25 protein-coding genes are annotated in these 23987 nt (G+C 66.1%); 20 read left to right on the top strand and 5 right to left on the bottom strand.

The genetic code is table 11. The features are described from left to right. Positions 1-8: 8 nt before the first annotated feature. The 20 genes from MAAFP003_RS06975 (at position 9) to nuoN (ending at position 19766) form a co-directional block, all read left to right on the top strand. Entirely contained in the window at positions 9-1247 is a 1239-nt protein-coding gene (locus tag MAAFP003_RS06975) for an acyl-CoA dehydrogenase family protein (RefSeq protein ID WP_096285601.1), read from the top strand. Further along, a complete protein-coding gene (locus tag MAAFP003_RS06970; protein ID WP_096285599.1) occupies positions 1244-2317 on the top strand; it encodes a phosphotransferase family protein in 1074 nt (357 codons plus the stop codon). Before MAAFP003_RS06975 ends, MAAFP003_RS06970 begins: the two co-directional genes overlap by 4 nt. Further along, positions 2314-2652, top strand: coding sequence for a DUF6285 domain-containing protein (locus MAAFP003_RS06965; protein ID WP_096290926.1), 339 nt, complete (start codon positions 2314-2316; stop codon positions 2650-2652). The genes MAAFP003_RS06970 and MAAFP003_RS06965 overlap by 4 nt, the downstream gene beginning before the upstream one ends. A gap of 9 nt (positions 2653-2661) precedes the next feature. Continuing rightward, positions 2662-3075 carry a nuclear transport factor 2 family protein gene (locus MAAFP003_RS06960; RefSeq protein ID WP_096285597.1) on the top strand — a complete coding sequence of 138 codons (414 nt, stop codon included), beginning with the start codon at positions 2662-2664 and terminating at the stop codon, positions 3073-3075. Positions 3076-3077: 2 nt separating this feature from the next. Next, the gene (locus MAAFP003_RS06955; protein ID WP_096285596.1) at positions 3078-3614 is read left to right on the top strand and encodes a YceI family protein; all 537 of its coding nucleotides are present in this window, start codon (positions 3078-3080) and stop codon (positions 3612-3614) included. A 30-nt stretch (positions 3615-3644) separates the two neighbouring features. Continuing rightward, the gene (locus MAAFP003_RS06950) at positions 3645-4046 is read left to right on the top strand and encodes an Rv3143 family two-component system response regulator (RefSeq protein ID WP_085225798.1); all 402 of its coding nucleotides are present in this window, start codon (positions 3645-3647) and stop codon (positions 4044-4046) included. Positions 4047-4281: 235 nt separating this feature from the next. Next, positions 4282-4659: an NADH-quinone oxidoreductase subunit A gene (locus tag MAAFP003_RS06945; protein WP_090600871.1), complete on the top strand. Its 378-nt coding sequence runs from the start codon at positions 4282-4284 to the stop codon at positions 4657-4659. 8 nt (positions 4660-4667) lie between these two features. Then, positions 4668-5222, top strand: coding sequence for a NuoB/complex I 20 kDa subunit family protein (locus tag MAAFP003_RS06940; RefSeq protein WP_036467525.1), 555 nt, complete (start codon positions 4668-4670; stop codon positions 5220-5222). Continuing rightward, positions 5219-5947 carry an NADH-quinone oxidoreductase subunit C gene (locus MAAFP003_RS06935; RefSeq protein WP_096285594.1) on the top strand — a complete coding sequence of 243 codons (729 nt, stop codon included), beginning with the start codon at positions 5219-5221 and terminating at the stop codon, positions 5945-5947. The genes MAAFP003_RS06940 and MAAFP003_RS06935 overlap by 4 nt, the downstream gene beginning before the upstream one ends. Further along, entirely contained in the window at positions 5947-7272 is a 1326-nt protein-coding gene (gene nuoD, locus MAAFP003_RS06930; protein ID WP_096285592.1) for an NADH dehydrogenase (quinone) subunit D, read from the top strand. Before MAAFP003_RS06935 ends, nuoD begins: the two co-directional genes overlap by 1 nt. Next, positions 7269-8042: an NADH-quinone oxidoreductase subunit NuoE gene (nuoE, locus tag MAAFP003_RS06925; protein ID WP_096285590.1), complete on the top strand. Its 774-nt coding sequence runs from the start codon at positions 7269-7271 to the stop codon at positions 8040-8042. The genes nuoD and nuoE overlap by 4 nt, the downstream gene beginning before the upstream one ends. Beyond that, the gene (gene nuoF / locus MAAFP003_RS06920) at positions 8039-9385 is read left to right on the top strand and encodes an NADH-quinone oxidoreductase subunit NuoF (RefSeq protein ID WP_096285588.1); all 1347 of its coding nucleotides are present in this window, start codon (positions 8039-8041) and stop codon (positions 9383-9385) included. The genes nuoE and nuoF overlap by 4 nt, the downstream gene beginning before the upstream one ends. Beyond that, a complete protein-coding gene (locus MAAFP003_RS06915; RefSeq protein ID WP_096285586.1) occupies positions 9385-11802 on the top strand; it encodes an NADH-quinone oxidoreductase subunit G in 2418 nt (805 codons plus the stop codon). Before nuoF ends, MAAFP003_RS06915 begins: the two co-directional genes overlap by 1 nt. Before the next feature lie 8 nt (positions 11803-11810). Next, entirely contained in the window at positions 11811-13070 is a 1260-nt protein-coding gene (gene nuoH, locus MAAFP003_RS06910) for an NADH-quinone oxidoreductase subunit NuoH (RefSeq protein ID WP_165796376.1), read from the top strand. Next, on the top strand, positions 13063-13620 hold the full coding sequence (gene nuoI, locus MAAFP003_RS06905) for an NADH-quinone oxidoreductase subunit NuoI (RefSeq protein ID WP_096285582.1): 558 nt from the start codon (positions 13063-13065) through the stop codon (positions 13618-13620). Before nuoH ends, nuoI begins: the two co-directional genes overlap by 8 nt. 5 nt (positions 13621-13625) lie before the next feature. Continuing rightward, on the top strand, positions 13626-14405 hold the full coding sequence (locus MAAFP003_RS06900; protein ID WP_423790884.1) for an NADH-quinone oxidoreductase subunit J: 780 nt from the start codon (positions 13626-13628) through the stop codon (positions 14403-14405). Further along, positions 14402-14701, top strand: coding sequence for an NADH-quinone oxidoreductase subunit NuoK (gene nuoK, locus MAAFP003_RS06895; protein WP_008259456.1), 300 nt, complete (start codon positions 14402-14404; stop codon positions 14699-14701). The genes MAAFP003_RS06900 and nuoK overlap by 4 nt, the downstream gene beginning before the upstream one ends. 21 nt (positions 14702-14722) lie before the next feature. Next, positions 14723-16609 (top strand): NADH-quinone oxidoreductase subunit L, encoded by a 1887-nt coding sequence (nuoL, locus tag MAAFP003_RS06890; RefSeq protein ID WP_096290925.1) that lies wholly within the window; start codon positions 14723-14725, stop codon positions 16607-16609. Further along, a complete protein-coding gene (locus MAAFP003_RS06885; RefSeq protein WP_165796322.1) occupies positions 16606-18177 on the top strand; it encodes an NADH-quinone oxidoreductase subunit M in 1572 nt (523 codons plus the stop codon). The genes nuoL and MAAFP003_RS06885 overlap by 4 nt, the downstream gene beginning before the upstream one ends. Then, positions 18174-19766, top strand: coding sequence for an NADH-quinone oxidoreductase subunit NuoN (nuoN, locus tag MAAFP003_RS06880; protein WP_096285576.1), 1593 nt, complete (start codon positions 18174-18176; stop codon positions 19764-19766). The genes MAAFP003_RS06885 and nuoN overlap by 4 nt, the downstream gene beginning before the upstream one ends. Before the next feature lie 64 nt (positions 19767-19830). Here nuoN and MAAFP003_RS06875 read toward each other — a convergent pair whose 3' ends face one another. Genes MAAFP003_RS06875 through MAAFP003_RS06855 form a run of 5 tightly spaced genes read right to left on the bottom strand, consistent with a single transcriptional unit; the run spans position 19831 to position 23944 of the window. Then, the gene (locus MAAFP003_RS06875) at positions 19831-20280 is read right to left on the bottom strand and encodes a hypothetical protein (protein WP_096285574.1); all 450 of its coding nucleotides are present in this window, start codon (positions 20278-20280) and stop codon (positions 19831-19833) included. Between the two features lie 2 nt (positions 20281-20282). Next, positions 20283-21542: a DUF58 domain-containing protein gene (locus tag MAAFP003_RS06870; protein ID WP_096285572.1), complete on the bottom strand. Its 1260-nt coding sequence runs from the start codon at positions 21540-21542 to the stop codon at positions 20283-20285. Between the two features lie 7 nt (positions 21543-21549). Further along, complete coding sequence (locus MAAFP003_RS06865; protein ID WP_096290924.1) at positions 21550-22524, bottom strand: AAA family ATPase; 975 nt, start codon at positions 22522-22524, stop codon at positions 21550-21552. Positions 22525-22538: 14 nt separating this feature from the next. Next, the gene (locus MAAFP003_RS06860) at positions 22539-23021 is read right to left on the bottom strand and encodes a hypothetical protein (protein WP_096285570.1); all 483 of its coding nucleotides are present in this window, start codon (positions 23019-23021) and stop codon (positions 22539-22541) included. Then, positions 23018-23944 (bottom strand): DUF4129 domain-containing protein, encoded by a 927-nt coding sequence (locus MAAFP003_RS06855; protein ID WP_096285568.1) that lies wholly within the window; start codon positions 23942-23944, stop codon positions 23018-23020. The genes MAAFP003_RS06860 and MAAFP003_RS06855 overlap by 4 nt, the downstream gene beginning before the upstream one ends. Positions 23945-23987: the final 43 nt, after the last annotated feature.

Raw genomic sequence — 23987 nt, 5'->3', positions numbered from 1 at the left:
AGACAACTGTGGATTTCACCCTGCCAGAACACCTTCCGGGCGTACTCGCCGAGATGGATGCCTTCATCGAGGCGGAGATCAAGCCGCTGGAACGCGAAAACATCCAGTTCTTCGATCAGCGCCGCGAGCATGCCCGCACCGATTGGGACAACGACGGCATCCCGACCGAAGAGTGGGAGAAGCTGCTCGCCGAGATGCGCCGGCGCGCCGACAAGGCCGGCTGGCTGCGCTACGGACTTCCGGCCTCGCTGGGCGGCCGCGACGGCACCAACGTCGACATGGCGGTGATCCGGGAACACTTGGCGCACAAGGGACTCGGACTGCACAACGACCTGCAGAACGAGTCGTCGATCGTCGGGAACTTCCCTCAGGTGATCATGATGGAGCGCTTCGGCACCGGCGAGCAGCGTCGGGTGTGGTCGGAGGCGCTTATCACCGGTGAGCGGTCCATGGCATTCGGACTGACCGAGCCGCAGCACGGATCCGACGCGACCTGGCTGGAAACCCATGCCCAGCTCGACGGCGACAGCTGGGTGATCAACGGCTCCAAGCGGTTCAACACCGGTGTGCACCGCGCCACCCACGACCTCGTCTTCGCCCGCACCTCCGGTGAGCCGGGACAAGCGCGGGGCATCACCGCGTTCCTGGTCCCGACCGACACCCCCGGATTCGAAGTCCCCTACTACTGGTGGACCTTCAACATGCCCACCGACCACGGTGAAGTCGAGCTGACCGATGTCCGGATCCCCGCCGATGCGGTCCTCGGCGAGGTCGACCGCGGCCTGGAGGTCGCCCAAACGTTCCTGCACGAGAACCGGATTCGCCAAGCCGCGAGCAGCCTGGGCGCCGCGCAGTATTGCATCGACCGAGCCGCCGAATACGCAGCCAAGCGCACGGTGTTCGGCAAGCCGTTGTCGGTCAATCAAGCCGTGCAATGGCCGCTCGCCGAGCTGCAGACCGAAGCGCAGATGGTGCGGCTACTAGTGCAATACGCCGCCTGGCACCTGGACCGCGACCACCACATGGAAGTGTCGGACAAGGTGTCGATGGCCAACTATCGCGCCAACCGGCTGGTCTGCGACGCCGCCGACCGCGCCATGCAGGTCTACGGCGGTCTGGGCTACAGCCGTCATGAACAGTTCGAGCACATCTACCGGCATCATCGACGCTATCGGATCACCGAGGGCGCTGAGGAAATCCAGATTCGCCGAGTGGCGCAGCGGCTGTTCAAGTTCGGCAAGCCGTGACCGGGGAACTGGGCGCCAAACTGGAAGCGGCGCTGGTGCCGGTACTGGGCGCCGGCACCACGATCGAGAACCTGCGCGCGCTGACCGGCGGCGCCAGCCGCACCACCTGGGCGTTCGACGCGGTCACCGGCAGCCAACGCCGCGCGCTGATCCTGCGCACCGGCCCACCCGACGACGTTCATGCCGGCATGGAGCTCGAAGCCCGTGCGCAGGCGGCGGCCGCGGCCGCCGGCGCGCCGGTCCCCCACATCCTCCTCGCCGATGATTCGGTTGCGGCACTGGGCAATCCGTTTCTCGTCTGCGATGAGATCAAGGGCGAGACCATCGTCCGGCGCATCCAGCGTCAGCTCGACACTCCCGACGGGCACGCGCGCCGCACCGAGCTGCTGCGGCAATGCGCGCAAGCGTTGGCCGCCATTCACCGGGCCGACCCGGACATCCCGGGCCTGGAGTACGAGGACCAGCTGGTGGAGTATCGCGAGCGCCTCGACGCGATGAACGACACCACCGCCACCTTCGAATGGGCCTTTCGCTGGTTGGCCGCGCACCGGCCGCAGCAATCGGCAACGGTGCTGGTGCACGGCGACTACCGGATGGGCAACCTGATCGTCGACGGATCCAACCTGGCCGCGGTGCTCGACTGGGAGCTGGTGCACCGCGGCGAGGCCTACGAAGACCTGGCCTGGTTCTGCATCCGCGCCTGGCGGTTCGGCGCTCCGGCCAGCCTCGGCGCCGGCGGCCTCGGCAGCATAGAGAGTTTCGTGCGCGACTACGAACGGGCCAGCGGAACCAGCGTCGACCGGGCGGCACTGCACTGGTGGCTGGTGTTGGCCACCCTGCGCTGGGGCGTGATCTGCCGCTTCCAGGCGGAGCGGCATTTGAGCGGTCAGTCGCGCTCGGTCGAGCTGGCGACGATCGGCCGCCGGGTCAGCGAAACCGAGTGGGACATCCTCAACCTGCTCGAAGCGCCCGGTGACGATGCACGCCGCGCAGCGGCGCGCGGTGGGGGCACCCCCAGCCGCGCGGCGGCGAGGGGGCGAGGCGGGCAATCAAAGGAGGCGCGGTGGTGATCGGCGCATACGGACGCCCGCTGGCTGCCGAACTCGTGGCCGCGGTGGCCGAGTTCCTGGAAACAGACGTCCGGGAGGCGACCACCGGACAGGTCAACTTCCACTCCCGGGTGGCCGCCAACGCATTGCGCATCGTCGAGCGCGAACTGCGCGACGAGAGTGAAGCGGAATCGCGAGACGCGCTGACCGGCTTGGGTTTCGGAGACGAGGAGCAGCTCGCCGCCGCCATCCGGGCCGGCGAGCTCGACGAGCGTGCCGGCGAGGTGCTCGCCGTCCTAAGAACCCTGGTGCGCAATCGGTTGGCGGTTGCCCACCCCGGGTACGACAGCGAATAGGAGCCTGCCATGCCCGCTGCAACCACCCAGGTCGTCCTCGACACGGCCGACCAGCTGTTCTCATCGATCGTCAGCGGCGACAAGGCCGCGGTCGATCGGCTGTGGAGCGACGACATCGCGGTATGGCGGGTGGGCGCCAGCCGGGACCCCTTCAGGACCGATGACAAGACCCGCGCGCTCAAAGTCATCGACTGGTTCATCGGTGTGACCACCGAACGTCGCTACGAGATCCTCGATCGCCGGCTTTTCGACGACGGATTGATCAGTGGCTTCGTTCAGCAGCACGTCCTGCACGCCACCGGCCATGCCGGTCAATCGATCTCCATGCGCGTTTGCATCGTGATCAGGGTGGGCACAAATGGTCTGATCGACCGGATCGACGAGTACTTCGACCCCGCCGAGATTGCGCCGCTGATGAGGTGACGATGACGACGCTGGAAACACTGTTGAATGATCCCGACCTGGCCGGGGGGTGGAAGATCATTCCCGACCGGTCGGCCGTCACCTTCAAGATCAGGAACATGTGGGGCCTGCTCACCGTCAAGGGCCGGTTCACCGAGTTCACCGGCGACGGACAACTCACCGGCCAGGGCTCGGTCTTCGGCCGCCTCGACATCCGTACCGCGTCGGTGCAGACCGGCATCGGCCGTCGCGACGAGCATCTGCGCTCGGCCGATTTCTTCGATGTCGAGCGGTTTCCTGAGATCAGCGTCGTCGTCACGGCGATTCACCCGACCGAGGGCAAGGGCGCGGACCTGCGGGCCAGCTTCACGATCAAGGGGATCAGTGCGCCGGTACCGCTGCCCGTCACCGTCACCGGAAGCGGCGACGGTTCGATCCAAATCTCGGGCGAAACCAGGATCGATCGATCCCAGTTCGGCATCGGCTGGAACAAGTTCGGCATGGTCGCGCCCGCGGCCAAGGCGGCGGCACAGGCCGTTTTCGTGCGGTCTGGCCGATAAAGCCGGTCGAGCACCAGTAGCATCTGCACCGTGCCCGACGCCACCATCGCTCTGCGGATACTCGTCTACAGCGACAACCCCAACACCCGCGACAAAGTGAAGCGGGCACTGGGTAAGCGGCTGCACCCGGATCTGCCGGAGTTGAACTATGTCGAGGTGGCTACCGGCCCGATGGTGATCCGCACCATGGACGAGGGCGGCATTGACCTGGCCATCCTCGACGGTGAAGCGACACCGACCGGCGGCATGGGAATCGCCAAACAGCTCAAGGACGAGCTCGAAACCTGCCCGCCGATCCTGGTGCTCACCGGACGCCCGGACGACGCGTGGCTCGCGACGTGGTCGCGCGCCGAGGCCGCGGTGCCGCACCCGATCGACCCGATCGTGCTGGGTCGCACCGTGCTCGGGTTGCTGCGCGCCCCCGCGATCTGAAGCTGACGACCTGCTCCTTTCCCGGTGCCGTTGCGGCGCCGTCTTTGCCGCGCCCCGAAAACGTGCCGGATCTCACACCGCAAACCACGCATTAGCACCACCCCGAGCACGTGCCCCAGCCGCCTCGACGCTATGTTGAAGATCACTGTGCCGGGCTACAGACCCAGTCCGTCACAGCAGCCCGGTCGCCGCCTGGTCGCTATATAGGCGGCCCCACGACGGATCTTGGAGCGAGTTGAACGTCTACATACCCATCCTGGTGCTAGGCGGAATCGCCGCCGCCTTTGCTGTGGGCTCGGTGGTGATCGCAAGCCTGGCCGGCCCGTCGCGCTACAACAAGTCGAAGATGGCGGCCTACGAATGCGGCATCGAGCCGACCGAAACGTCGGTGAGTGGGCCGCATGCGACGCCCGGGCAGCGGTTTCCGGTGAAGTACTACCTGACCGCGATGCTGTTCATCGTCTTCGACATCGAAATCGTGTTCCTGTATCCGTGGGCGGTCAGCTACGACGCACTGGGGATGTTTGCTCTGGTCGAGATGGTGGTGTTCATGCTCACCGTGTTCGTGGCCTACGCCTACGTGTGGCGCCGCGGCGGCCTGACATGGGATTGAGGTAACTCATGGGCCTGGAAGAACAGCTACCCGCCGGCATCCTGCTCGGCACTGTCGAGAAGATCGCCGGCTACGTCCGGAAGAACTCGTTGTGGCCGGCAACGTTCGGATTGGCGTGCTGCGCGATCGAGATGATGGCAACGGCCGGACCACGGTTCGACATCGCACGGTTTGGGATGGAGCGGTTTTCGGCGACACCGCGCCAGGCCGACCTGATGATCGTGGCCGGGCGGGTGAGCCAGAAGATGGCCCCGGTGCTGCGCCAGATCTATGACCAGATGGCAGAACCGAAATGGGTACTGGCCATGGGCGTCTGCGCGTCGTCCGGCGGGATGTTCAACAACTACGCGATCGTTCAGGGCGTGGACCACGTGGTTCCGGTGGACATCTATCTCCCCGGCTGCCCGCCCCGCCCGGAGATGCTCTTGTACGCAATTCTCAAGCTGCACGAGAAGATTCAGGAAATGCCGCTCGGCGTGAACCGGGAGCAGGCCATCGCTGAAGCCGAGCAGGCGGCACTGGGCGCCCGGCCCACCATCGAAATGCGTGGGTTGCTGCGATGAGCTCACCGGAACAGGACCCGAAGGTAGCCGCCAGCGAAGTGGGCGGCGCGGTGCCCTCGTCCGGCGAAGAAGTGATCAACGTGCGCCGCGGCATGTTCGGCATTTCGGGGTCGGGTGACACCTCCGGCTACGGACGGCTGGTGCGGGAGATCACGCTTCCGGGCAGTAGTCCCCGGCCGTATGGCGGTTATTTCGACGATGTGGTCGACCGGCTGGCCGATGCACTGAAGGCGGGCGACGTCGAATTCGGCGACGCGATAGAGAAAGTCGTCGTCGACCGCAACGAACTGACGTTGCACGTGCGCCGCGAGGCGCTGCCCCACGTCGCCCAGCGCCTGCGCGACGAACCCGAATTGCGCTTCGAGATGTGCCTGGGCGTCAACGGCGTGCATTACCCGCACGAGAACGGCCGCGAATTGCATGCCGTTTACCCGTTGCAGTCGATCACGCACAATCGCCGCGTCCGGCTGGAAGTGTCTGCGCCCGATGGTGATCCGCACATCCCGTCGCTGTATGGCATTTACCCGACCAACGACTGGCACGAGCGCGAAACGTACGACTTCTTCGGCATCATCTTCGACGGACACCCGTCGCTGACCCGCATCGAGATGCCGGACGACTGGCACGGCCATCCGCAGCGCAAGGACTACCCGCTCGGCGGTATTCCCGTCGAGTACAAGGGAGCACAGATACCCCCGCCCGACGAGCGGAGAGCGTACAACTAATGAGCACAATCACTGACCCGACGCACGACGGTGGCGCCGAAACTGTCGTCGTCGCCGGCGGACAGGACTGGGGGCAGGTCGTCGAGGCCGCCCGTGCCGCGGATCCCGGTGAACGCATCGTCGTCAACATGGGACCTCAGCACCCGTCCACCCATGGGGTGTTGCGGTTGATTCTCGAGATCGAGGGTGAGACCGTCACCGAGGTCCGCTGCGGAATCGGCTACCTGCACACCGGAATCGAGAAGAACCTCGAATACCGGTACTGGACGCAGGGTGTCACGTTCGTGACGCGGATGGATTATCTGTCACCGTTTTTCAACGAGACCGCCTACTGCCTCGGTGTCGAGAAGCTGCTCGGCATCACCGACGAGATACCGGAGCGGGTCAACGTCATCCGCGTGCTGATGATGGAGCTCAACCGCATCTCCTCGCATTTGGTCGCGTTGGCCACCGGCGGCATGGAGCTGGGCGCGATGACGCCGATGTTCGTTGGCTTCCGGGGACGCGAGATCGTCTTGACCCTGTTCGAAAAGATCAGTGGGCTGCGGATGAACAGTGCCTACATCCGCCCCGGCGGGGTCGCGCAGGACTTGCCGCCGGGCGCCGAAACCGACATCGTCGAGGGCCTCAAGGGGCTCAAGCAGGTGCTGCGCGAAATGGGCGATCTGCTCAACGAAAACGCAATCTGGAAAGCGCGCACCGAGGACGTCGGCTATCTCGACCTGGCCGGCTGCATGGCCCTGGGCATCACCGGACCGATCCTGCGTGCCACCGGGTTGCCGCACGACCTGCGCAAGAGCGAACCCTACTGCGGATACCAGGACTACGAGTTTGATGTGATCACCGCCGACACGTGTGACGCCTACGGGCGCTACATGATTCGCGTCAAGGAGATGTGGGAGTCGATCAAGATCGTCGAGCAGTGCCTGGACAAGCTGAGGCCGGGACCTCACATGGTCGAGGATCGCAAGATCGCTTGGCCCGCCGACCTGAAGGTAGGACCCGACGGCATGGGTAATTCGCCCGAGCACATCGCCAAGATCATGGGCGGCTCGATGGAAGCCTTGATCCACCACTTCAAGTTGGTCACCGAGGGCATTCGGGTGCCGGCCGGCCAGGTCTACAGCGCGGTGGAATCACCCCGCGGAGAACTCGGCGTGCACATGGTCAGCGACGGCGGAACCCGGCCTTACCGAGTGCATTACCGGGATCCCTCCTTCACCAACCTGCAGTCGGTCGCCGCGATGTGCGAGGGCGGTATGGTCGCCGACCTGATCACCGCGGTCGCCAGCATCGACCCGGTCATGGGCGGGGTCGACCGATGAGCGCACCGGTGGGAGGCTCCCCCGGCTCGGGCGAGCGCGTGTTCATCCGGCTGGGGCCGCCGCCCGAAGAAGCCAACCAATTCGTGGTTGAGGGTGCGCCGCAGTCGTATTCGCCGGAGGTCCGGGCGCGGCTCGAGGTCGACGCCAAGGAGATCATCAGCCGCTACCCCAACAAGCGCTCCGCGTTGTTGCCGTTGCTGCATCTGGTCCAAGCAGAGGATTCCTACCTGACACCGGCCGGACTCGAATTCTGCGGCGAGCAAATCGGATTGACCGGCGCCGAGGTGTCGGCGGTGGGCAGCTTCTACACGATGTACCGCCGCGGCCCGACCGGCGATTACCTGGTGGGCGTCTGCACCAACACGCTGTGTGCGGTGATGGGCGGCGACGCGGTATTCGACGCGCTCAAAGAACATCTCGGCATCGGCAACGACGAGACCACCGACGACGGCTCGGTCACGTTGCAGCACATCGAATGCAACGCGGCGTGCGACTTCGCCCCGGTGGTGATGGTCAACTGGGAGTTCTACGACAACCAGACGCCGGAGTCGGCACGCGAGCTCGTCGACTCGCTGCGAGCCGGTAATCCCATAGCTCCCACCCGCGGTGCACTGTGCAAGTTCCGCGAGACCTCACGGATCTTGGCCGGCCTGCCCGACGAGCGCCCCGACGAAGGCCAGGGTGGTGCGGGCGCGGCCACTTTGGCCGGGCTGCAGGTCGCGAAGGAGAAGGGCATGGAACCCCCGCCGGCTCCCGGAGGCACGTCATGACCACCCCGCTGACCCCGGTCATCAGCCGCTACTGGGACGACCCGAAGTCGTTCACGCTGGAGACCTACCAGCGCCACGACGGCTACCAGGCGCTGAAGAAGGCCCTGAAGATGGAGCCCGACGCGGTGATTGGGGCCGTGAAGGACTCGGGCCTGCGCGGCCGCGGTGGCGCCGGCTTCTCGACCGGAACGAAGTGGTCGTTCATCCCGCAGGGCGACTCCGGCCCGGCCGCCAAGCCGCACTACCTGGTGGTCAACGCTGACGAATCCGAACCCGGTACCTGCAAAGACATTCCGTTGATGCTGGCGACGCCTCACCTACTGGTGGAGGGCGCCATCATCGCCTCCTACGCGATCCGGGCCAGTCACGCCTTCATCTACGTGCGCGGCGAGGTGGTGCCGGTGCTGCGCCGGCTGCAGAACGCGGTCGCCGAGGCTTACGCCGCAGGCTTTTTGGGCCGCGACATCGCGGGCTCGGGCTACGACCTGGAGCTGGTGGTGCACGCCGGTGCGGGCGCCTACATCTGCGGCGAGGAAACCGCGCTGCTGGAGGGTCTGGAGGGCCGGCGCGGGCAGCCCCGGCTGCGCCCGCCGTTCCCCGCCGTGGCCGGGCTCTACGGCTGCCCCACGGTGATCAACAACGTCGAGACCATCGCCAGCGTGCCGTCGATCATTCTCAACGGCGTCGAATGGTTCCGTTCGATGGGCAGCGAGAAATCGCCTGGGTTCACGCTGTATTCGCTGTCCGGGCATGTCACCCGCCCCGGCCAGTACGAAGCACCGCTGGGCATCACGCTGCGCGAACTGCTCAACTACGCCGGCGGGGTCCGGGCCGGGCACCGCCTGAAGTTCTGGACACCGGGCGGGTCGTCGACGCCGCTGTTGACCGACGAACACCTCGACGTGCCACTGGATTACGAGGGTGTGGGTGCTGCCGGCTCGATGCTGGGCACCAAGGCGCTGGAGATCTTCGACGAGACCACGTGCGTGGTGCGCGCGGTGCAGCGCTGGACGTACTTCTACAAGCACGAGTCGTGCGGCAAGTGCACACCGTGTCGCGAGGGCACGTTCTGGCTGGACCAGATCTACACACGACTCGAGACGGGCAAGGGCACCCACGAGGATCTCGACAAATTGCTGGACATCTCCGATGCGATCCTCGGAAAGTCGTTCTGCGCGTTGGGCGATGGTGCAGCAAGCCCGGTGATGTCGTCGATCAAGCATTTCCGCGACGAGTACATCGCCCACGTCGAAGGAGGCGGCTGCCCGTTCGACCCACGAGACTCCATGCTGACGGCAGGGCCGAATGGCCGGAAAGAGACCCGGAAAGAGACACAGCCCTGATGACTAGCGCGGCCAAAACCGAGACCGGTGGCGAAACGACGCCGCCCGACATGGTCAAGCTGACCATCGACGGCAACGAGATCACGGTTCCCAAGGGAACTCTGGTGATCCGGGCGGCCGAGTTGATGGGGATTCAGATTCCCAGATTCTGCGACCACCCACTGCTCGACCCGGTCGGCGCGTGCCGGCAGTGCATGGTCGAGGTGGAGGGTCAGCGCAAGCCGATGGCGTCGTGCACGATCGTGTGCACCGAGGACATGGTGGTGCGCACCCAGCTCACCTCCGAGGCCGCGGACAAGGCCCAGCACGGTGTGATGGAGCTGCTGCTGATCAACCACCCGCTGGACTGCCCGATGTGCGACAAGGGTGGCGAATGCCCACTGCAGAACCAGGCAATGTCCAACGGCCGCAGTGATTCTCGTTTCGAAGACGTCAAGCGCACGTTCGCCAAGCCGATCAACATCTCCTCGCAGGTGCTGCTTGACCGCGAGCGGTGCATCCTGTGTGCGCGCTGCACGCGGTTCTCCGAGCAGATCGCCGGCGATCCGTTCATCGACATGCAGGAGCGCGGTGCCCTGCAGCAGGTCGGCATCTACGCGAACGAGCCGTTCGACTCCTACTTCTCGGGCAACACCGTGCAGATCTGCCCGGTCGGCGCGCTGACCGGCACCGCCTACCGATTCCGGGCCCGCCCATTCGATCTGGTCTCCAGCCCCAGCGTGTGCGAGCACTGCGCCGGCGGCTGCGCCGAGCGCACCGACCACCGCCGCGGCAAAGTGCTGCGGCGGCTCGCCGGTGACGACCCCGAGGTCAACGAGGAATGGAACTGCGACAAGGGCCGGTGGGCGTTCCGTTACGACACCCAGCCCGACGTGCTCACCACTCCCCTGGTCCGGGACGCCGACGGCACGCTGCAGCCCGCCTCGTGGGCGCACGCGATCGTGGCGGCAACGCAGGGGTTCGAAACAGCCCGCGGCCGCACCGGTGTGCTGGTCGGCGGCCGCGGCACCTGGGAAGACTCCTACGCCTACTCCAAGTTCGCGCGAATCGTGTTGGACACCAACGACATCGACTTCCGTGCCCGCCCATCCTCGGCCGAAGAGGCGGAGTTCCTTTCGGCACGCATCGCGGGTCGCCCGCTCACGGTCAGCTTCTCCGATCTGGAATCGGCGCCGGTGGTCGTGCTGGCCGGCTTCGAGCCCGAGGACGAGGCGCCGATCGTATTCCTACGGCTGCGCAAGGCCGCCCGTAAGCGCGGCGTGCCGATTTACGCGGTCGCCCCGTTCGCCACTCGTGCCCTGACGAAGATGTCGGGCCGGCTGCTGCAAACCGTGCCGGGCGCCGAACCATCCACGCTGGACGAACTGGCCGGCGGCGAGGTCGGTGAGCTGCTGTCGAAGCCCGGAGCGGTCATCATGGTCGGCGAACGGCTGGCCACGGTGCCGGGCGGATTGTCCGCGGCGGCCCGCCTCGCGGATGCCACCGGGGCCCGACTGGCCTGGGTGCCGCGGCGCGCCGGCGAACGTGGCGCGCTCGAAGCCGGGGCGCTGCCCGGGCTGCTGCCCGGCGGTCGTCTGGTGGCCGACGACGCTGCCCGCGCAGAGGTGGCCGCGGCATGGAATGTCGACGAATTGCCTTCTGCCCCAGGGCGTGACGCCGACGGAATTCTGGCCGCCGCGACGGACGGAAGCCTGGGCGCGCTGCTGGTCGGCGGCATCGAACCCGCCGACTTCGCCGATCCGGATGCCGTACTGGCCGCGCTGGACGCCGCCGAGTTCGTCGTCAGCCTGGAACTGCGGCACAGTGAGGTCACCGAACGCGCCGACGTGGTGTTCCCCGTCGCGCCCACCACCCAGAAGGCGGGCGCATTCGTCAACTGGGAAGGCCGCTTCCGGCCCTTCGAGCCCGCGCTGCACGGCAGCACCCAACGAGCCACTCAGTCCGACCACCAGATCCTGGACACGCTGGCCGACGAAATGGGTGTTTACCTCGGCATGACCGGCGTCCAGGCGGCCCGCGAGCAGATCGCGGCGCTGGGCAACTGGGAGGGCGATCGCGCAACTGGCGCAACGGTTCCAGCGCCGCAGCCGCCGCAGCCCGGGCAAGGCGAAGCCGTACTCACCGGCTGGCGGATGATGCTCGACAATGGCCGCGGCCAAGACGGCGAACCGTATCTCGCGGGTACGGCGCGCAAACCCGTGGTCCGGCTGTCAGCCGGCACCGCGACCGAGATCGGTGCGGCCGAAGGCGACACGGTTACGGTCAGCACGTCGCGCGGATCAATCAGCCTGCCGCTGAACATCACTGACATGCCCGACCGGGTGGTGTGGCTACCGCTGAACTCGCCGGGCTCGGCGGTGCAGCGGGACCTGGGCGTGACCGTCGGCAACATCGTGCGAATCGGAGTGGCTTCATGACGGACACGTTGAGCGCCTTCGGACACGACACGTGGTGGCTGGTGCTCGGCAAGGCGCTGGCCATCTTCGTCTTCTTGATGCTGAACGTACTGGTGGCAATCCTGCTCGAGCGCAAGATCCTCGGCTGGATGCAGCTGCGGCCCGGCCCCAACCGGGCGGGCCCGTGGGGCGCCCTGCAGAGCCTGGCCGACGGAATCAAGCTGGCGCTCAAGGAAAGCATCACCCCGCGCGGGGTCGACTGGTTCATCTACATGGCGGCGCCGGTCATCTCGACGATTCCCGCATTCACCGCGTTCGCCTTCATCCCGTTCGGCCCCGAGGTGTCGATCTTCGGTCACCGCACCCCATTGCAGCTGACCGACATGCCGGCCGCGGTGCTGTTCATCCTCGGGCTGTCGGCGATCGGCGTCTACGGGATCGTGTTGGGCGGCTGGGCATCCGGCTCGACTTACCCGCTGCTGGGTGGGGTGCGGTCCACCGCGCAGGTCATCTCCTACGAGGTGTCGATGGGGTTGTCGTTCGCGGCCGTCTTCCTATTCGCCGGCACCATGTCGACGTCCGGAATCATCAAGGCGCAGGACGGCGTCTGGTACGTCTTTCTGCTGCTGCCGTCGTTCATCATCTATCTGATCTCGATGGTCGGCGAAACCAACCGCGCCCCCTTCGATCTGCCCGAGGCCGAGGGTGAACTCGTCGCCGGCTTCCACACCGAGTACTCGTCGCTGAAGTTCGCGATGTTCATGCTGGCGGAATACGTGAACATGATGACGGTTTCGTCGCTCGCCACGCTGATGTTCTTCGGTGGCTGGCATGCGCCGTGGCCACTGAACATGTGGGACGGCGCCAACACAGGCTGGTGGCCCGTGCTCTGGTTCACCGCAAAGATGTGGGTCTTCCTGTTCATCTACATGTGGCTGCGAGCCAGCCTGCCCCGGCTGCGCTACGACCAGTTCATGGCACTGGGCTGGAAACTGCTCATTCCCGCGTCGCTGGTCTGGGTGCTGATCGCGGGCATCATCCGCACGCTGCGCAACGAGGGCTACGCCCATTGGACTCCGCTGCTGGTGGTCAGCAGCCTCGTCTTCGCCGTGGCGCTGGTGTTGTTGCTGCGCAGGCCATTCAGCACGCCGGGCAATCGCGCGCTGGCGCGCGAGTTGCGCAAGCGCAGCGACGCCTTACCGCTGCCCCCGGCATTCCCGACACCACCGCTGCCGGGCAAGGTTCTGACACCGGCGGTCGGTGCGAGCAAGGAGAAAGCACATGGCTAAATTCCTCGACGCCGTGGCCGGATTCGGCGTGACATTCGCAGCGATGTTCAAAAAGACTGTCACCGAGGAGTATCCGGAGAAGCCCGGCCCCGTCGCCCCGCGCTATCACGGTCGTCACCAACTCAACCGGTACGCCGACGGGCTGGAGAAGTGCATCGGCTGCGAGCTGTGCGCCTGGGCCTGCCCGGCCGACGCGATCTACGTCGAGGGCGCCGACAACACCGATGAGGCACGGTTTTCGCCGGGAGAACGTTACGGCCGGGTCTACCAGATCAACTATCTGCGCTGCATCGGCTGCGGTCTGTGCATCGAGGCCTGCCCGACACGCGCGCTGACGATGACCAACGACTACGAGATGGCCGACGACAACCGTGCCGACCTGATCTACGAAAAGGACCGGCTGCTAGCGCCGCTGCTGCAGAACATGCTCGCGCCGCCGCATCCTCGGACCGAGGGCGCTACCGACAAGGACTACTACCAGGGCAACGTCACCGCGGATGGCTTGAGGGCGAGGAACGACGCCAAAGATGCGGTCGGAGAAGCAAGGTGAGCACGATACTTGCCGCCAACCTGGCGAGCGACGTCATCGTTCGCACCTCCACCGGCGAAGCCGTGGCCTTCTGGCTGCTGGGCGCTCTGGCCGTGATCGGCGCGATCGGGGTGGTCACGGCCGCTAACGCCGTGTACTCCGCGATGTTCCTCGCGATGACGATGATCATCCTGGCGATCTTCTACATGATCCAGGACGCGCTGTTCCTGGGTGTGGTTCAAGTCGTGGTCTACACCGGTGCGGTGATGATGCTGTTCCTGTTCGTGCTGATGCTGATCGGCGTGGACTCCGCGGAATCACTGAAGGAAACGCTGCGCGGACAGCGCGTCGCGGCGGTCATCACCGGAGTAGGGTTCGGCATCCTGCTGGTCGCCGCCATCGGCAAGGTGACGACCGGGGGCTTCGTCGGACTGACCACCGCCAATGCCAACGGCAACGTCGAAGGCCTGGCGGCACTGATCTTTTCGCGATACCTGTGGGCCTTCGAGCTGACCAGCGCGCTGCTGATCACTGCCGCGGTCGGGGCGATGGTGCTGGCGCACCGCGAGCGTTTCGAACGCCGCAAGACCCAGCGCGAACTCTCGGAAGAACGGTTCCGGTCCGGTGGCCGTCCGACCCCGCTGCCCAACCCCGGCGTCTACGCACGCCACAACGCGGTGGACGTGGCCGCGTTGCTGCCCGACGGCTCCTACGCGGACGATTCGGTGTCGAAGATGCTGCGAACCCGGGGTGCGGACGGCAAGGAAACTCCCCGCCGGCAAGCCATCAAAGGCGGCACATCGTGAATCCGGCTAACTACCTTTACCTTTCGGCACTGCTCTTTACGATCGGGGCGGCCGGTGTGCTGTTACGCCGCAACGCCATCGTGATGTTCATGTGCGTCGAGTTGATGCTCAACGCCGTGAACCTGGCGTTCGTCACCTTCGCGCGCATGCACGGCCATCTGGACGGGCAGATGATCGCGTTCTTCACGATGGTGGTGGCCGCGTGCGAGGTCGTCATCGGCCTGGCCATCATCATGACGATTTTCCGTGCCCGCAAATCGGCGTCGGTCGACGACGCGAACCTACTCAAAGGGTAGAAGAACGCCGCCGTGACAAACATCGCACACTTGACCTGGTTGCTCGTGGCACTACCACTGGCGGGTGCCGCAATCCTGCTGTTCGGTGGCAGACGTACCGACGCGTGGGGGCATTGGCTGGGCGTCCTTGCCGCGCTGGGGGCGTTCGGGGGGGGCGCGACGCTGCTGTCGGAATTGCTGGGCCGCGACAGTGAGCACCGCGCCATCCACCAGACGGTGTTCACCTGGATCCCGGTCGACCAATTCCAGGTCGACTTCGGACTGCAGATCGACCAGCTCTCAATCTGTTTCGTGCTGCTGATCTCCGGGGTGGGATCGCTGATCCACATCTATTCGGTCGCCTACATGGCCGAAGACCCGGACCGCCGAAGGTTTTTCGGCTACCTCAATCTCTTCCTGGCCTCGATGCTGCTGCTGGTCGTCGCCGACAACTACCTGGTGCTCTACGTCGGCTGGGAAGGCGTCGGCCTGGCGTCCTATCTGCTGATCGGTTTCTGGTACCACAAGCCGTCGGCGGCCACGGCCGCCAAGAAGGCGTTCGTGATGAACCGGGTCGGCGACGCCGGTCTGGCCGTCGGCATGTTCATGATGTTCAGCACGTTCGGCACGCTGTCCTACGCCGGTGTTTTCGCCGGTGCGCCCGCCGCCAGCAAGGGCGTGTTGACCGGGATGGGGCTGCTGCTGTTACTGGGTGCCTGCGCGAAGTCCGCGCAGGTCCCGCTGCAAGCCTGGTTGGGTGACGCGATGGAGGGCCCGACGCCGGTGTCCGCGCTGATCCACGCCGCGACCATGGTGACCGCCGGTGTGTACCTGATCGTGCGGTCCAACCCGATCTACAACCTCGCTCCCGGAGCGCAGTTGGGCGTGGTCATCGTCGGCGCCGTCACCCTGCTGTTCGGGGCGTTCATCGGCTGCGCCAAGGACGACATCAAGCGGGCGCTCGCCGCGTCGACGATGAGCCAGATCGGTTACATGGTCCTGGCTGCGGGACTCGGTCCCGCCGGATATGCGTTCGCGATCATGCACCTGCTCACGCACGGCTTCTTCAAGGCCGGGTTGTTCCTCGGATCGGGCTCGATCATTCACGCGATGCACGAAGAACAGGACATGCGCCGCTACGGCGGGCTGCGCGCCGCCCTGCCCATCACCTTCATCACCTTCGGCCTGGGCTACCTGGCAATCATCGGCGTACCGCCGTTCGCAGGCTTCTACTCCAAGGACGCCATCATCGAGGCGGCGCTGGGCGCCGGCGACCTCCGCGGTTACACGCTGGGCGCGGCGGCGCTGCTGGGCGCAGGCATCACCGCGTTCTACATGACTCGGGTGATGCTGATGACCTTCTTCGGCGAAAAGCGTTGGGCGCCGGGCAGTCACCCGCACGAGGCGCCCGCCCTGATGACTGGGCCGATGATCCTGCTCGCGTTCGGCTCGGTGTTCGCCGGCGGCCTGTTCGCCATCGGAGGCACCCTGCCGCGCTGGCTGGAACCGGTCGTCGGCGCGCACGAGGAAAGCACGCACGCCCTTCCGGCCTGGATCAGCACCACGCTCGCGCTCGGCGTCGTCGCGGTAGGGATCGCAGTGGCTTATCAGAAGTACGGCAGGGCGGACATCCCCAGAGTGGCTCCCGTTCAGGTGTCGGCGCTCACCACGGCCGCGCGAAGAGACCTCTACGGCGACGCCTTCAACGAGGAGGTATTCATGCGCCCTGGCGCGCAGTTGACCGACACGCTGGTCGAAGTCGACGACGCGGGGGTGGACGGCTCGGTCAACGCGCTGGCCGCGCTGGTCAGCCGGACCTCGAATCGGTTGCGGGGGCTGCAAACCGGCTTCGCGCGCTCCTATGCGCTGTCGATGCTGGCCGGCGCCACCTTGCTGGTCGCCGCGATCCTGGCGGTGCAACTGTGGTGACTAACGTTCCGTGGCTGAGCGTGCTGTGGCTGGTCCCGCTGGCCGGTTCCATCCTGATCATCCTGATGCCTCCCGGCCTGCGACAGCTCGCCAAGTGGACCGGCGTGGTCGTCAGCATCCTGACGCTGGCGGTCGCACTCGTCGTCGCGATCAGTTTCAAAACCGGCGGCGCCCCTTACCAATTCCTGGAAAAGCATCCCTGGATTCCGTCCTTCGGCGCCGGCTACAACCTCGGCGTGGACGGCATCGCGGTCATCCTCGTGCTGCTGACCGCGATCCTGATTCCGCTGCTGCTGGTCGCGGGCTGGAACGACGGTGGCGAGGGCACCCGGGGCGTACACGCCTACGTAGCCTTGACGCTGGCCATCGAGTCGATGGTGCTGATCTCGGTGATCGCGCTAGACGTGCTGCTGTTCTACGTGTTCTTCGAGGCCATGCTGATCCCGATGTACTTCCTGATCGGCGGCTTCGGCAAGGGAACCGGGCGATCGCGGGCCGCGGTGAAGTTCTTGCTGTACAACCTGTTCGGCGGTCTGATCATGCTCGCCGCGGTGATCGGCCTGTACGTGGTCACCGCCCAGCACGGTGCGGGCACATTCGACTTCCGTGAAATAGTGACCGGCATCTCCTCGGGCCGCTTCGCCGGCGTGGACCCCGCGGTGTTCAAGGCGCTGTTCCTGGGCTTCATGTTCGCCTTCGCCGTCAAGGCCCCGCTGTGGCCGTTCCACCGCTGGCTGCCCGACGCGTGCGTCGAGGCCACGCCGGCGACCGCGGTCTTGATCACCGCGGTAATGGACAAGGTCGGCACCTTCGGGATGCTGCGTTACTGCCTGCAGCTGTTCCCTGATGCGTCAACGTATTTCCGCCCGCTGATCGTGACGCTGGCCATCATCGGGGTGATCTATGGCGCGATCGTCGCGATCGGCCAGAAAGACATGATGCGCCTGATCGCCTACACCTCGATCTCGCACTTCGGCTTCATCATCGCCGGCATCTTCGTGATGACAACCCAGGGACAAAGCGGCTCAACGCTGTACATGCTCAACCACGGCCTGTCCACGGCGGCGGTCTTCCTGATCGCCGGATTCCTGGTCACCCGGCGCGGCAGCAGGTTGATCGCGGACTACGGCGGCGTGCAGAAAGTGGCGCCGATTCTGGCCGGCACCTTCATGGTCTCGGCCATGGCCACCCTCTCGCTGCCCGGCCTGGCACCGTTCATCAGCGAATTCCTGGTGCTGTTAGGCACTTTCAACCGGTACTGGCTGGCGGGCACGTTCGGAGTGACCGCCCTGGTGCTGGCGGCGATCTACATGCTGTGGCTCTATCAGCGGGTGATGACCGGTCCGGTGGCCGAAGGCAACGAACGAATCACCGATCTGCGGTTGCGCGAGCTCGTCGTCGTCGCACCGTTGATGGCGCTGCTGTTCGTCCTCGGCGTCTATCCCAAGCCGGTGCTCGACATCATCAATCCTGCTGTGGACCACACCATGGTCACCATCGGTCAGCATGATCCCGCGCCGAGCGTGCCCGTGAGCGCACCCCGTACAGCCGAAGGACCGCACCGATGACCCTTCCCACCCCTAGCGTCGAGTACTTCCTGCTCTGCCCGATGCTCATCGTCTTCGGTATCGCGGTGGTAGGAGTACTGGCTGAAGCGTTCCTGCCCCGCAACATTCGCTATGTCTCCCAGGTGACGCTGGCCCTCGGTGGTTTGATCGCTGCGTTCGCCGCCGACATCGTGGTCAGCCGCTCGCTTCCGGCGTCCGGTCGCAGCGGGGTGTTGGGCGCGGTGGCCATCGACCGCCCGACGCTGTATCTGCAAGGCACCGTGGTGCTGGTGGCCCTGTTGGCCGTCATCTTCATCGCCGAACGCACCAACGTCGCCGCGACAGCCAACAAGGTGAAGGTAGCCGCGGGAGTTTCGACGGCTTCGGGATTGGACGCCTTTACCCCGCAGGCATCGGCGGTCCCCGGAAGTGACGCCGAGCGTGAGGCCGAACGGGCCGGAGCCGCGCAGACCGAACTCTTCCCGCTGCTGATGCTGTCGGTCGGCGGCATGATGGTGTTCCCGGCGGCCAATGATCTGCTGACGATGTTCGTCGCGCTGGAAGTGCTGTCGCTGCCGCTGTATCTGATGTGCGGGCTGGCGCGTCACCGCCGGCTGCTGTCGCAGGAAGCGGCGATGAAGTACTTCTTGCTCGGTGCCTTCTCGTCGGCGTTCTTCCTCTACGGGGTGGCGCTGATCTACGGTGCGACCGGAACGCTGTTGCTGCCGGGCATCCGGGATGCGCTTGCGGCCCATGGTGACAGCTCGATGGCATTGGTCGGCGTCGCGCTGTTGTCGGTCGGCCTGCTGTTCAAAGTGGGCGCGGTGCCGTTCCACTCGTGGATTCCCGACGTATACCAGGGTGCACCCACACCGATCACCGGGTTCATGGCGGCGGCCACCAAGGTCGCGGCTTTCGGTGCGCTGCTGCGCGTCGTCTACGTCGCATTGCCGCCGCTGCACGAGGAATGGCGTCCGGTGCTGTGGGCGATCGCGATCCTGACCATGGCCGTCGGTACCGTGACCGCGGTCAACCAGGCCGACGTCAAACGCATGCTTGCCTATTCGTCGGTCGCCCACGTCGGTTTCATCCTCACCGGTGTGATCGCCGACAACCACGCCGGTTTGGCGGCCACTCTGTTCTACCTGGTGGCCTACAGCTTCAGCACGGTCGGCGCGTTCGCCATCGTCGGCCTGATTCGCAACTCCGACGGCGTCGAGGACGCCACGCTGTCGCACTGGGCGGGGCTCGGGCAGCGTTCTCCCATTGTGGGCGTGATGCTTTCGATGTTCCTGTTGGCCTTCGCCGGTATCCCGTTGACCAGCGGATTCATCAGCAAGCTGACGGTGTTCCAGGCCGCCGCGCAGGGCGGCGCCGTGCCATTGGTCATCATCGGTGTGATCGCCAGCGGGGTCGCCGCCTACTTCTATGTCCGGGTGATCGTGCTGATGTTCTTCACCGAACCGACCGACGACACCCCACAGGTGGTCGCGCCCGGGATCCTGAGCAAGATCGCGATCGCGCTGTGTGCCGCGATCACCGTTATTCTGGGGATCTTCCCGCAACCGCTGCTCGATCTCGCGGATCACGCCGCGCAGTTGCTGCAGTAACCGTCTGATTGCGGCCTCCACCCCGCGCACTCACGACCGCGTCGTGGTCACGCCCAACGAGTGATCAGCTCAAGAACGGACGTGTCGCGAGTACGTAGATCGCCAGCACCGCCAGCGGCGCCGCCAACGGTACCCATGGCAGGTGCAGGGGGAATGCCATCGCCACCACGCCCACAAGGGTAAATCCCACGGCGCCAACCAATGTCGGCCAACTCGCCATCGCGAACGCGTCCGGCATTCCAGCCGCGTATCGGCATACCAGGTAGGCAGCCGCGCACAACCCCGAAAGTCCCACGAACGTATAGGAGGGATCGGAGATCGCGATCGCGGTCACGCACAGCAGCACGGCAACCGTCGCGGCGGGCCGAAAGACGATCCCGAGCGCCACCGCGGCCAGCGCCGTCATCCCGGCGCCCAGCGCCAGGCCGTGGGCGTCGACGGCGGCCAGGCCGACCATCAGCAGGCCGAAGGCCATCGCCAGAGCATGGACTCCCAGGCGCGCGATAGACGACATGGCTACCCCCGCAGCCGTCCGCGCACGCGGTGGCGGCGATCCGGCATCACACCCATCGACTGCTCCAGCGGGTGATCTTTCTGCCAGGAGACGATGTCGACGCCGATGGTCGCCATATCGCGATACATGGCGGCCCGCTGCAACGCCCACAGCCGGTCCACCAGCGGGTCCTGTTCGCCTTCGAACGGTGAAGCATCGAGAGTGTCGACGGCGATCACGACATGACCGCGCTTGCGTAGATCGATCAGCGCCAGCGCGAATTCCGTGTCGAGCAGGGTGGAGAACGCGATGACGATGGCGCCGGCCGGGACCGCCGCACGCGGAGCCAGTGTGCCGGTGGTGTTTTCGAATCGATCGCCCGCAGCCAGCACCGTATCGAGGATCCGGTAGAACTGGCGCTGACCGATATCGGCGCCGAGCCAGCGCGGGCGATTGCCACCGAGCGCCACGATTCCGGCGCGATCGCTGTAGCGCAGCGCGGCCTGCACCACCTGAGCCGCACCGCGCACCACTCGCTCGGTGGCATCGGTTGCCGGGCCCGCCGGCTGCCGGTACCCATCGATCAGCACCACGACGTCGGCGGCACGGTCGGTCAACCGTTCCGTCACGTGCAGCTGACCGCGCCGCGCGCTCACCGGCCAATTCACCGCCCGCAATTGATCACCCGGAACGTAGGGCCGGATATCGGCATACTCGACGCCCGGACCGACATGCCCGGTCAGGTGAGCGCCGAGACGGTCGAGCAACTCGGTTCGCGGGATGGGCGTCGGCTGCGGTGGCGTCAGCGGAAACACGATGACATCGGCGGCATCGACGATCGCCGTCCCGGTGAGCAACCCACCGCGGGCCACCGCGTCGACCCGGGCGCGGATCGCGTATCGGCCCCAGCGCTGCGCCACGGCGGCAACCGTTTTCGCGTGCGAAGAATCCGAATCGACAACCTCGAACTGCAGGCCCTCGACGGCGGGAACCGTGAGCTCGACCGCCCAGACATTGGGCGCCCCAGCTTCCTCGGTTGCCGATAGCCTGACCCGCGCCGGCTCCCCTTCGAAGCACCGCTGTGACTCCGGTTCTGCCTGCACATAAATCTTCGGGACCGGGTGTTGCCAGCTGATCGAGCACAGCACGCCGAGCAGCGGCGCCGCGAACGCGATGAGCTGCCAATGCGCACCGATCACAGCGGCAACGAGGGCAACGCCACCGCAGGTCGCGATCGCCCGCGTCAATGGCGCAGCGCGCCAGCGGAACTCGGCCTCGATCATGACAAGCTCATGGGGTGCCCTCGCCGGTGCGTGGTACCGGCAAGCGTCGCAACAGTTCTCCGACGACATCGGCACCCTGAATCTTGCGAACCCACATCTCCGGACGCAGGGTAATTCGGTGCGCGACAGCCGCTACCGCGAGCGCCTTGACGTCCTCGGGGATCACATAGTCACGGCCAAGCAACAGCGCCCGCGCCCGGGCGAGCTGAACCAGGTCGAGTTCGGCACGCGGGCTCGCGCCGACGGCGACCTGCGGATGGCGGCGCGTGGCGGTGGCCAGTGACACCACATAACGAAGGACATCCTCGTGCACCGTCACCTGCTCCACCGATTCGCGCATCGCCAGTAGGTCCTGGGCGTCGACCACCTGATTGACGGTCGGTTCGGCCGAGCCGCGTTCCAGACGGCGGCGCAGCATCGAGGTCTCGTCGCGCTCGGAGAGGTAGCGCAGTTCCAATCGCATCGCGAAGCGATCCAGCTGCGCCTCCGGCAGCGGGTAGGTGCCCTCGTATTCGATCGGGTTGTCGGTCGCCAGAACAATGAAAGGCATTGGCAACTTGTGGGTTTCGCCGTCGATGCTGACCTGCCCTTCGGCCATCGCCTCGAGCAGCGCCGCCTGAGTCTTGGGGGGTGTGCGGTTGATCTCGTCGGCGAGCAGCAGATTGGTGAAGATGGGCCCGGCCCGGAATGCGAAATGGCCCGACTGCATGTCGTAGATCGTCGACCCGAGCAAGTCCGCGGGCAGCAGGTCCGGTGTGAACTGCACCCGGGTGAATCGCAGACCCAGCGCGGCGGCAAAGGATCTCGCGATCAGTGTCTTGCCGAGCCCGGGCAGATCTTCGATGAGGACGTGGCCGCGCGCCAGGACGGCGGTGAGGATGAGGGTCAGCGCGGAACGCTTGCCCACCACCACGCGCTCGATTTCGTCGAGCACCGCCTCGCAGTGTGCCGTGGTCGTACTGGCCGGCAAAGCGGTCGGCATCGCCGCACCCCCTGTCATACCTGCTCCAACCTGCGGAGGATTTCTTCGAACGCGGCCCGGCCAGGACCGGGCTGGTGGTCAGCGGAGCGCTCGATGTTGTTGGGATTGACCCATTCCCACAGTTCGGCCCCGAACAGCATCCGGCCGGTCGACTGAAAAGCCGCCGGGTCCTTGGCCAGTCGTTGCCCGGTCGCGATTTCGTACCTGCGGGCAAGCATCGGACGCAGATGCCGGTCCCAGTCCGTACGGCTGGACTCGGACCAGCGAATCGTCGTCTCGGTGGTGGCCAGCCAGCGGCGCAACGAATCCCCGAGGTCGTCGGGGTCCAAATCGGCCGCGGGTTCGGTCCCCTGTCCCAGCAGCCGACGAATATTGAGCAACACCAGGGCCAGTGCGACACCCGACGCGACCAGCACCCAGGAGCGATCGTGCACGACCAACACCAGCAGCTCCGCTCCGGCGATGAAGCAAACCCCTAGAGCTATCAGCCTTTTCATACCGCACTCCGAAGTTCCGCAAGAACCAGGCGCAGCACCTCGACCGCGACGTCGCGATGCCCCTCGTTCATCACATGCGGGCTGAACCGTGCTTCCTCGAACAGGTTCACCAGCTGAACGGCGTTATCGATATGCAGCGCACGGAGTTCGACCGCGCGGGCCAATACCTCGGTCGGTGTGTCGAAGTCCTGGGGGGCGGCTCCGGGAACATCGGCGAGCTCACGTTCCATCGCGGCATAGCAGGCGATGATCGCCTGCCGCGGTTCGCGCCCGCGGTCGGCCATCTCGGCCAACCCCAGTTCGGCGGCTCGCACCAGAGATTCCGAAGGCCGTGCCGGCGGCACATATTCGGCGCTGTCATCAGCGGCGGTGTGCAGCGTCGGGGCGCGCAATCGTCGCCGCGACATGACGAATGTTGCGACGACGAGGAGCAGCATCATCGCAACGGTGGCCGCCAGCAGAATTCCCAGCATGTTGCCGTTCTGCGGGGCCCGGTGCCGCGACGTGGGTGCGGGGGCGGTTGGCGCGCCGCCGGTGTCCGGTGCGTGCTGCGCGGGAGGCGCCCCGTGCGGCAGCGATAACCGGGCCAGCAGCATCGCGATCAGCAACCACGCGACGATCACCGCGAGTCCGATCAGCACCACGCGCCAGCTCGGCCGCCCTGCGCGGGTACCGAGCATCCCGGAGAGGTCACCCGCCTTCGGTGCCACCGCGCGTGGATCCCGAAGTCGCGCGATGACCGCGACCGCGAGCATCGCAAGTGCCGCACTGAGCAGGACAACGACGAATACCAGCGCCGCTCGGCCGCCGCCTTCCGCGCGCGCCGCATGATCGCGGGCCGGAAGGTATCCGCGCAGGGCGGCGGCAACCACGATCAACAGCACGATGAGCGCAACGACGCGCCCTGTCGGCTTATCGGGCATTGGCACACCACTCGCCGGTTTTCCTATGCCGTTGCGGCACAGG

Origin of the sequence: Mycobacterium ahvazicum (assembly GCF_900176255.2) — a bacterium.
GTDB classification, from domain to species: Bacteria; Actinomycetota; Actinomycetes; order Mycobacteriales; family Mycobacteriaceae; genus Mycobacterium; species Mycobacterium ahvazicum.
The sequence above is the reverse complement of the archived record's forward strand: the minus strand, read 5'-3'. Positions and strand labels throughout refer to the sequence as shown.

Excerpts from the sequence above, each read along its gene's own strand:
- MAAFP003_RS06960 (WP_096285597.1), top strand. The coding sequence starts at position 2,662 with ATGCCCGCTGCAACCACCCAGGTCGTCCTCGACACGGCCGACCAGCTG.
- MAAFP003_RS06955 (WP_096285596.1), top strand. The coding sequence starts at position 3,078 with ATGACGACGCTGGAAACACTGTTGAATGATCCCGACCTGGCCGGGGGG.
- MAAFP003_RS06940 (WP_036467525.1), top strand. The coding sequence starts at position 4,668 with ATGGGCCTGGAAGAACAGCTACCCGCCGGCATCCTGCTCGGCACTGTC.
- MAAFP003_RS06935 (WP_096285594.1), top strand. The coding sequence starts at position 5,219 with ATGAGCTCACCGGAACAGGACCCGAAGGTAGCCGCCAGCGAAGTGGGC.
- nuoD (WP_096285592.1), top strand. The coding sequence starts at position 5,947 with ATGAGCACAATCACTGACCCGACGCACGACGGTGGCGCCGAAACTGTC.
- nuoE (WP_096285590.1), top strand. The coding sequence starts at position 7,269 with ATGAGCGCACCGGTGGGAGGCTCCCCCGGCTCGGGCGAGCGCGTGTTC.
- nuoF (WP_096285588.1), top strand. The coding sequence starts at position 8,039 with ATGACCACCCCGCTGACCCCGGTCATCAGCCGCTACTGGGACGACCCG.
- MAAFP003_RS06915 (WP_096285586.1), top strand. The coding sequence starts at position 9,385 with ATGACTAGCGCGGCCAAAACCGAGACCGGTGGCGAAACGACGCCGCCC.
- nuoI (WP_096285582.1), top strand. The coding sequence starts at position 13,063 with ATGGCTAAATTCCTCGACGCCGTGGCCGGATTCGGCGTGACATTCGCA.
- nuoN (WP_096285576.1), top strand. The coding sequence starts at position 18,174 with ATGACCCTTCCCACCCCTAGCGTCGAGTACTTCCTGCTCTGCCCGATG.
- MAAFP003_RS06875 (WP_096285574.1), bottom strand. The coding sequence starts at position 20,280 with ATGTCGTCTATCGCGCGCCTGGGAGTCCATGCTCTGGCGATGGCCTTC.
- MAAFP003_RS06870 (WP_096285572.1), bottom strand. The coding sequence starts at position 21,542 with ATGATCGAGGCCGAGTTCCGCTGGCGCGCTGCGCCATTGACGCGGGCG.
- MAAFP003_RS06865 (WP_096290924.1), bottom strand. The coding sequence starts at position 22,524 with ATGCCGACCGCTTTGCCGGCCAGTACGACCACGGCACACTGCGAGGCG.
- MAAFP003_RS06860 (WP_096285570.1), bottom strand. The coding sequence starts at position 23,021 with ATGAAAAGGCTGATAGCTCTAGGGGTTTGCTTCATCGCCGGAGCGGAG.
- MAAFP003_RS06855 (WP_096285568.1), bottom strand. The coding sequence starts at position 23,944 with ATGCCCGATAAGCCGACAGGGCGCGTCGTTGCGCTCATCGTGCTGTTG.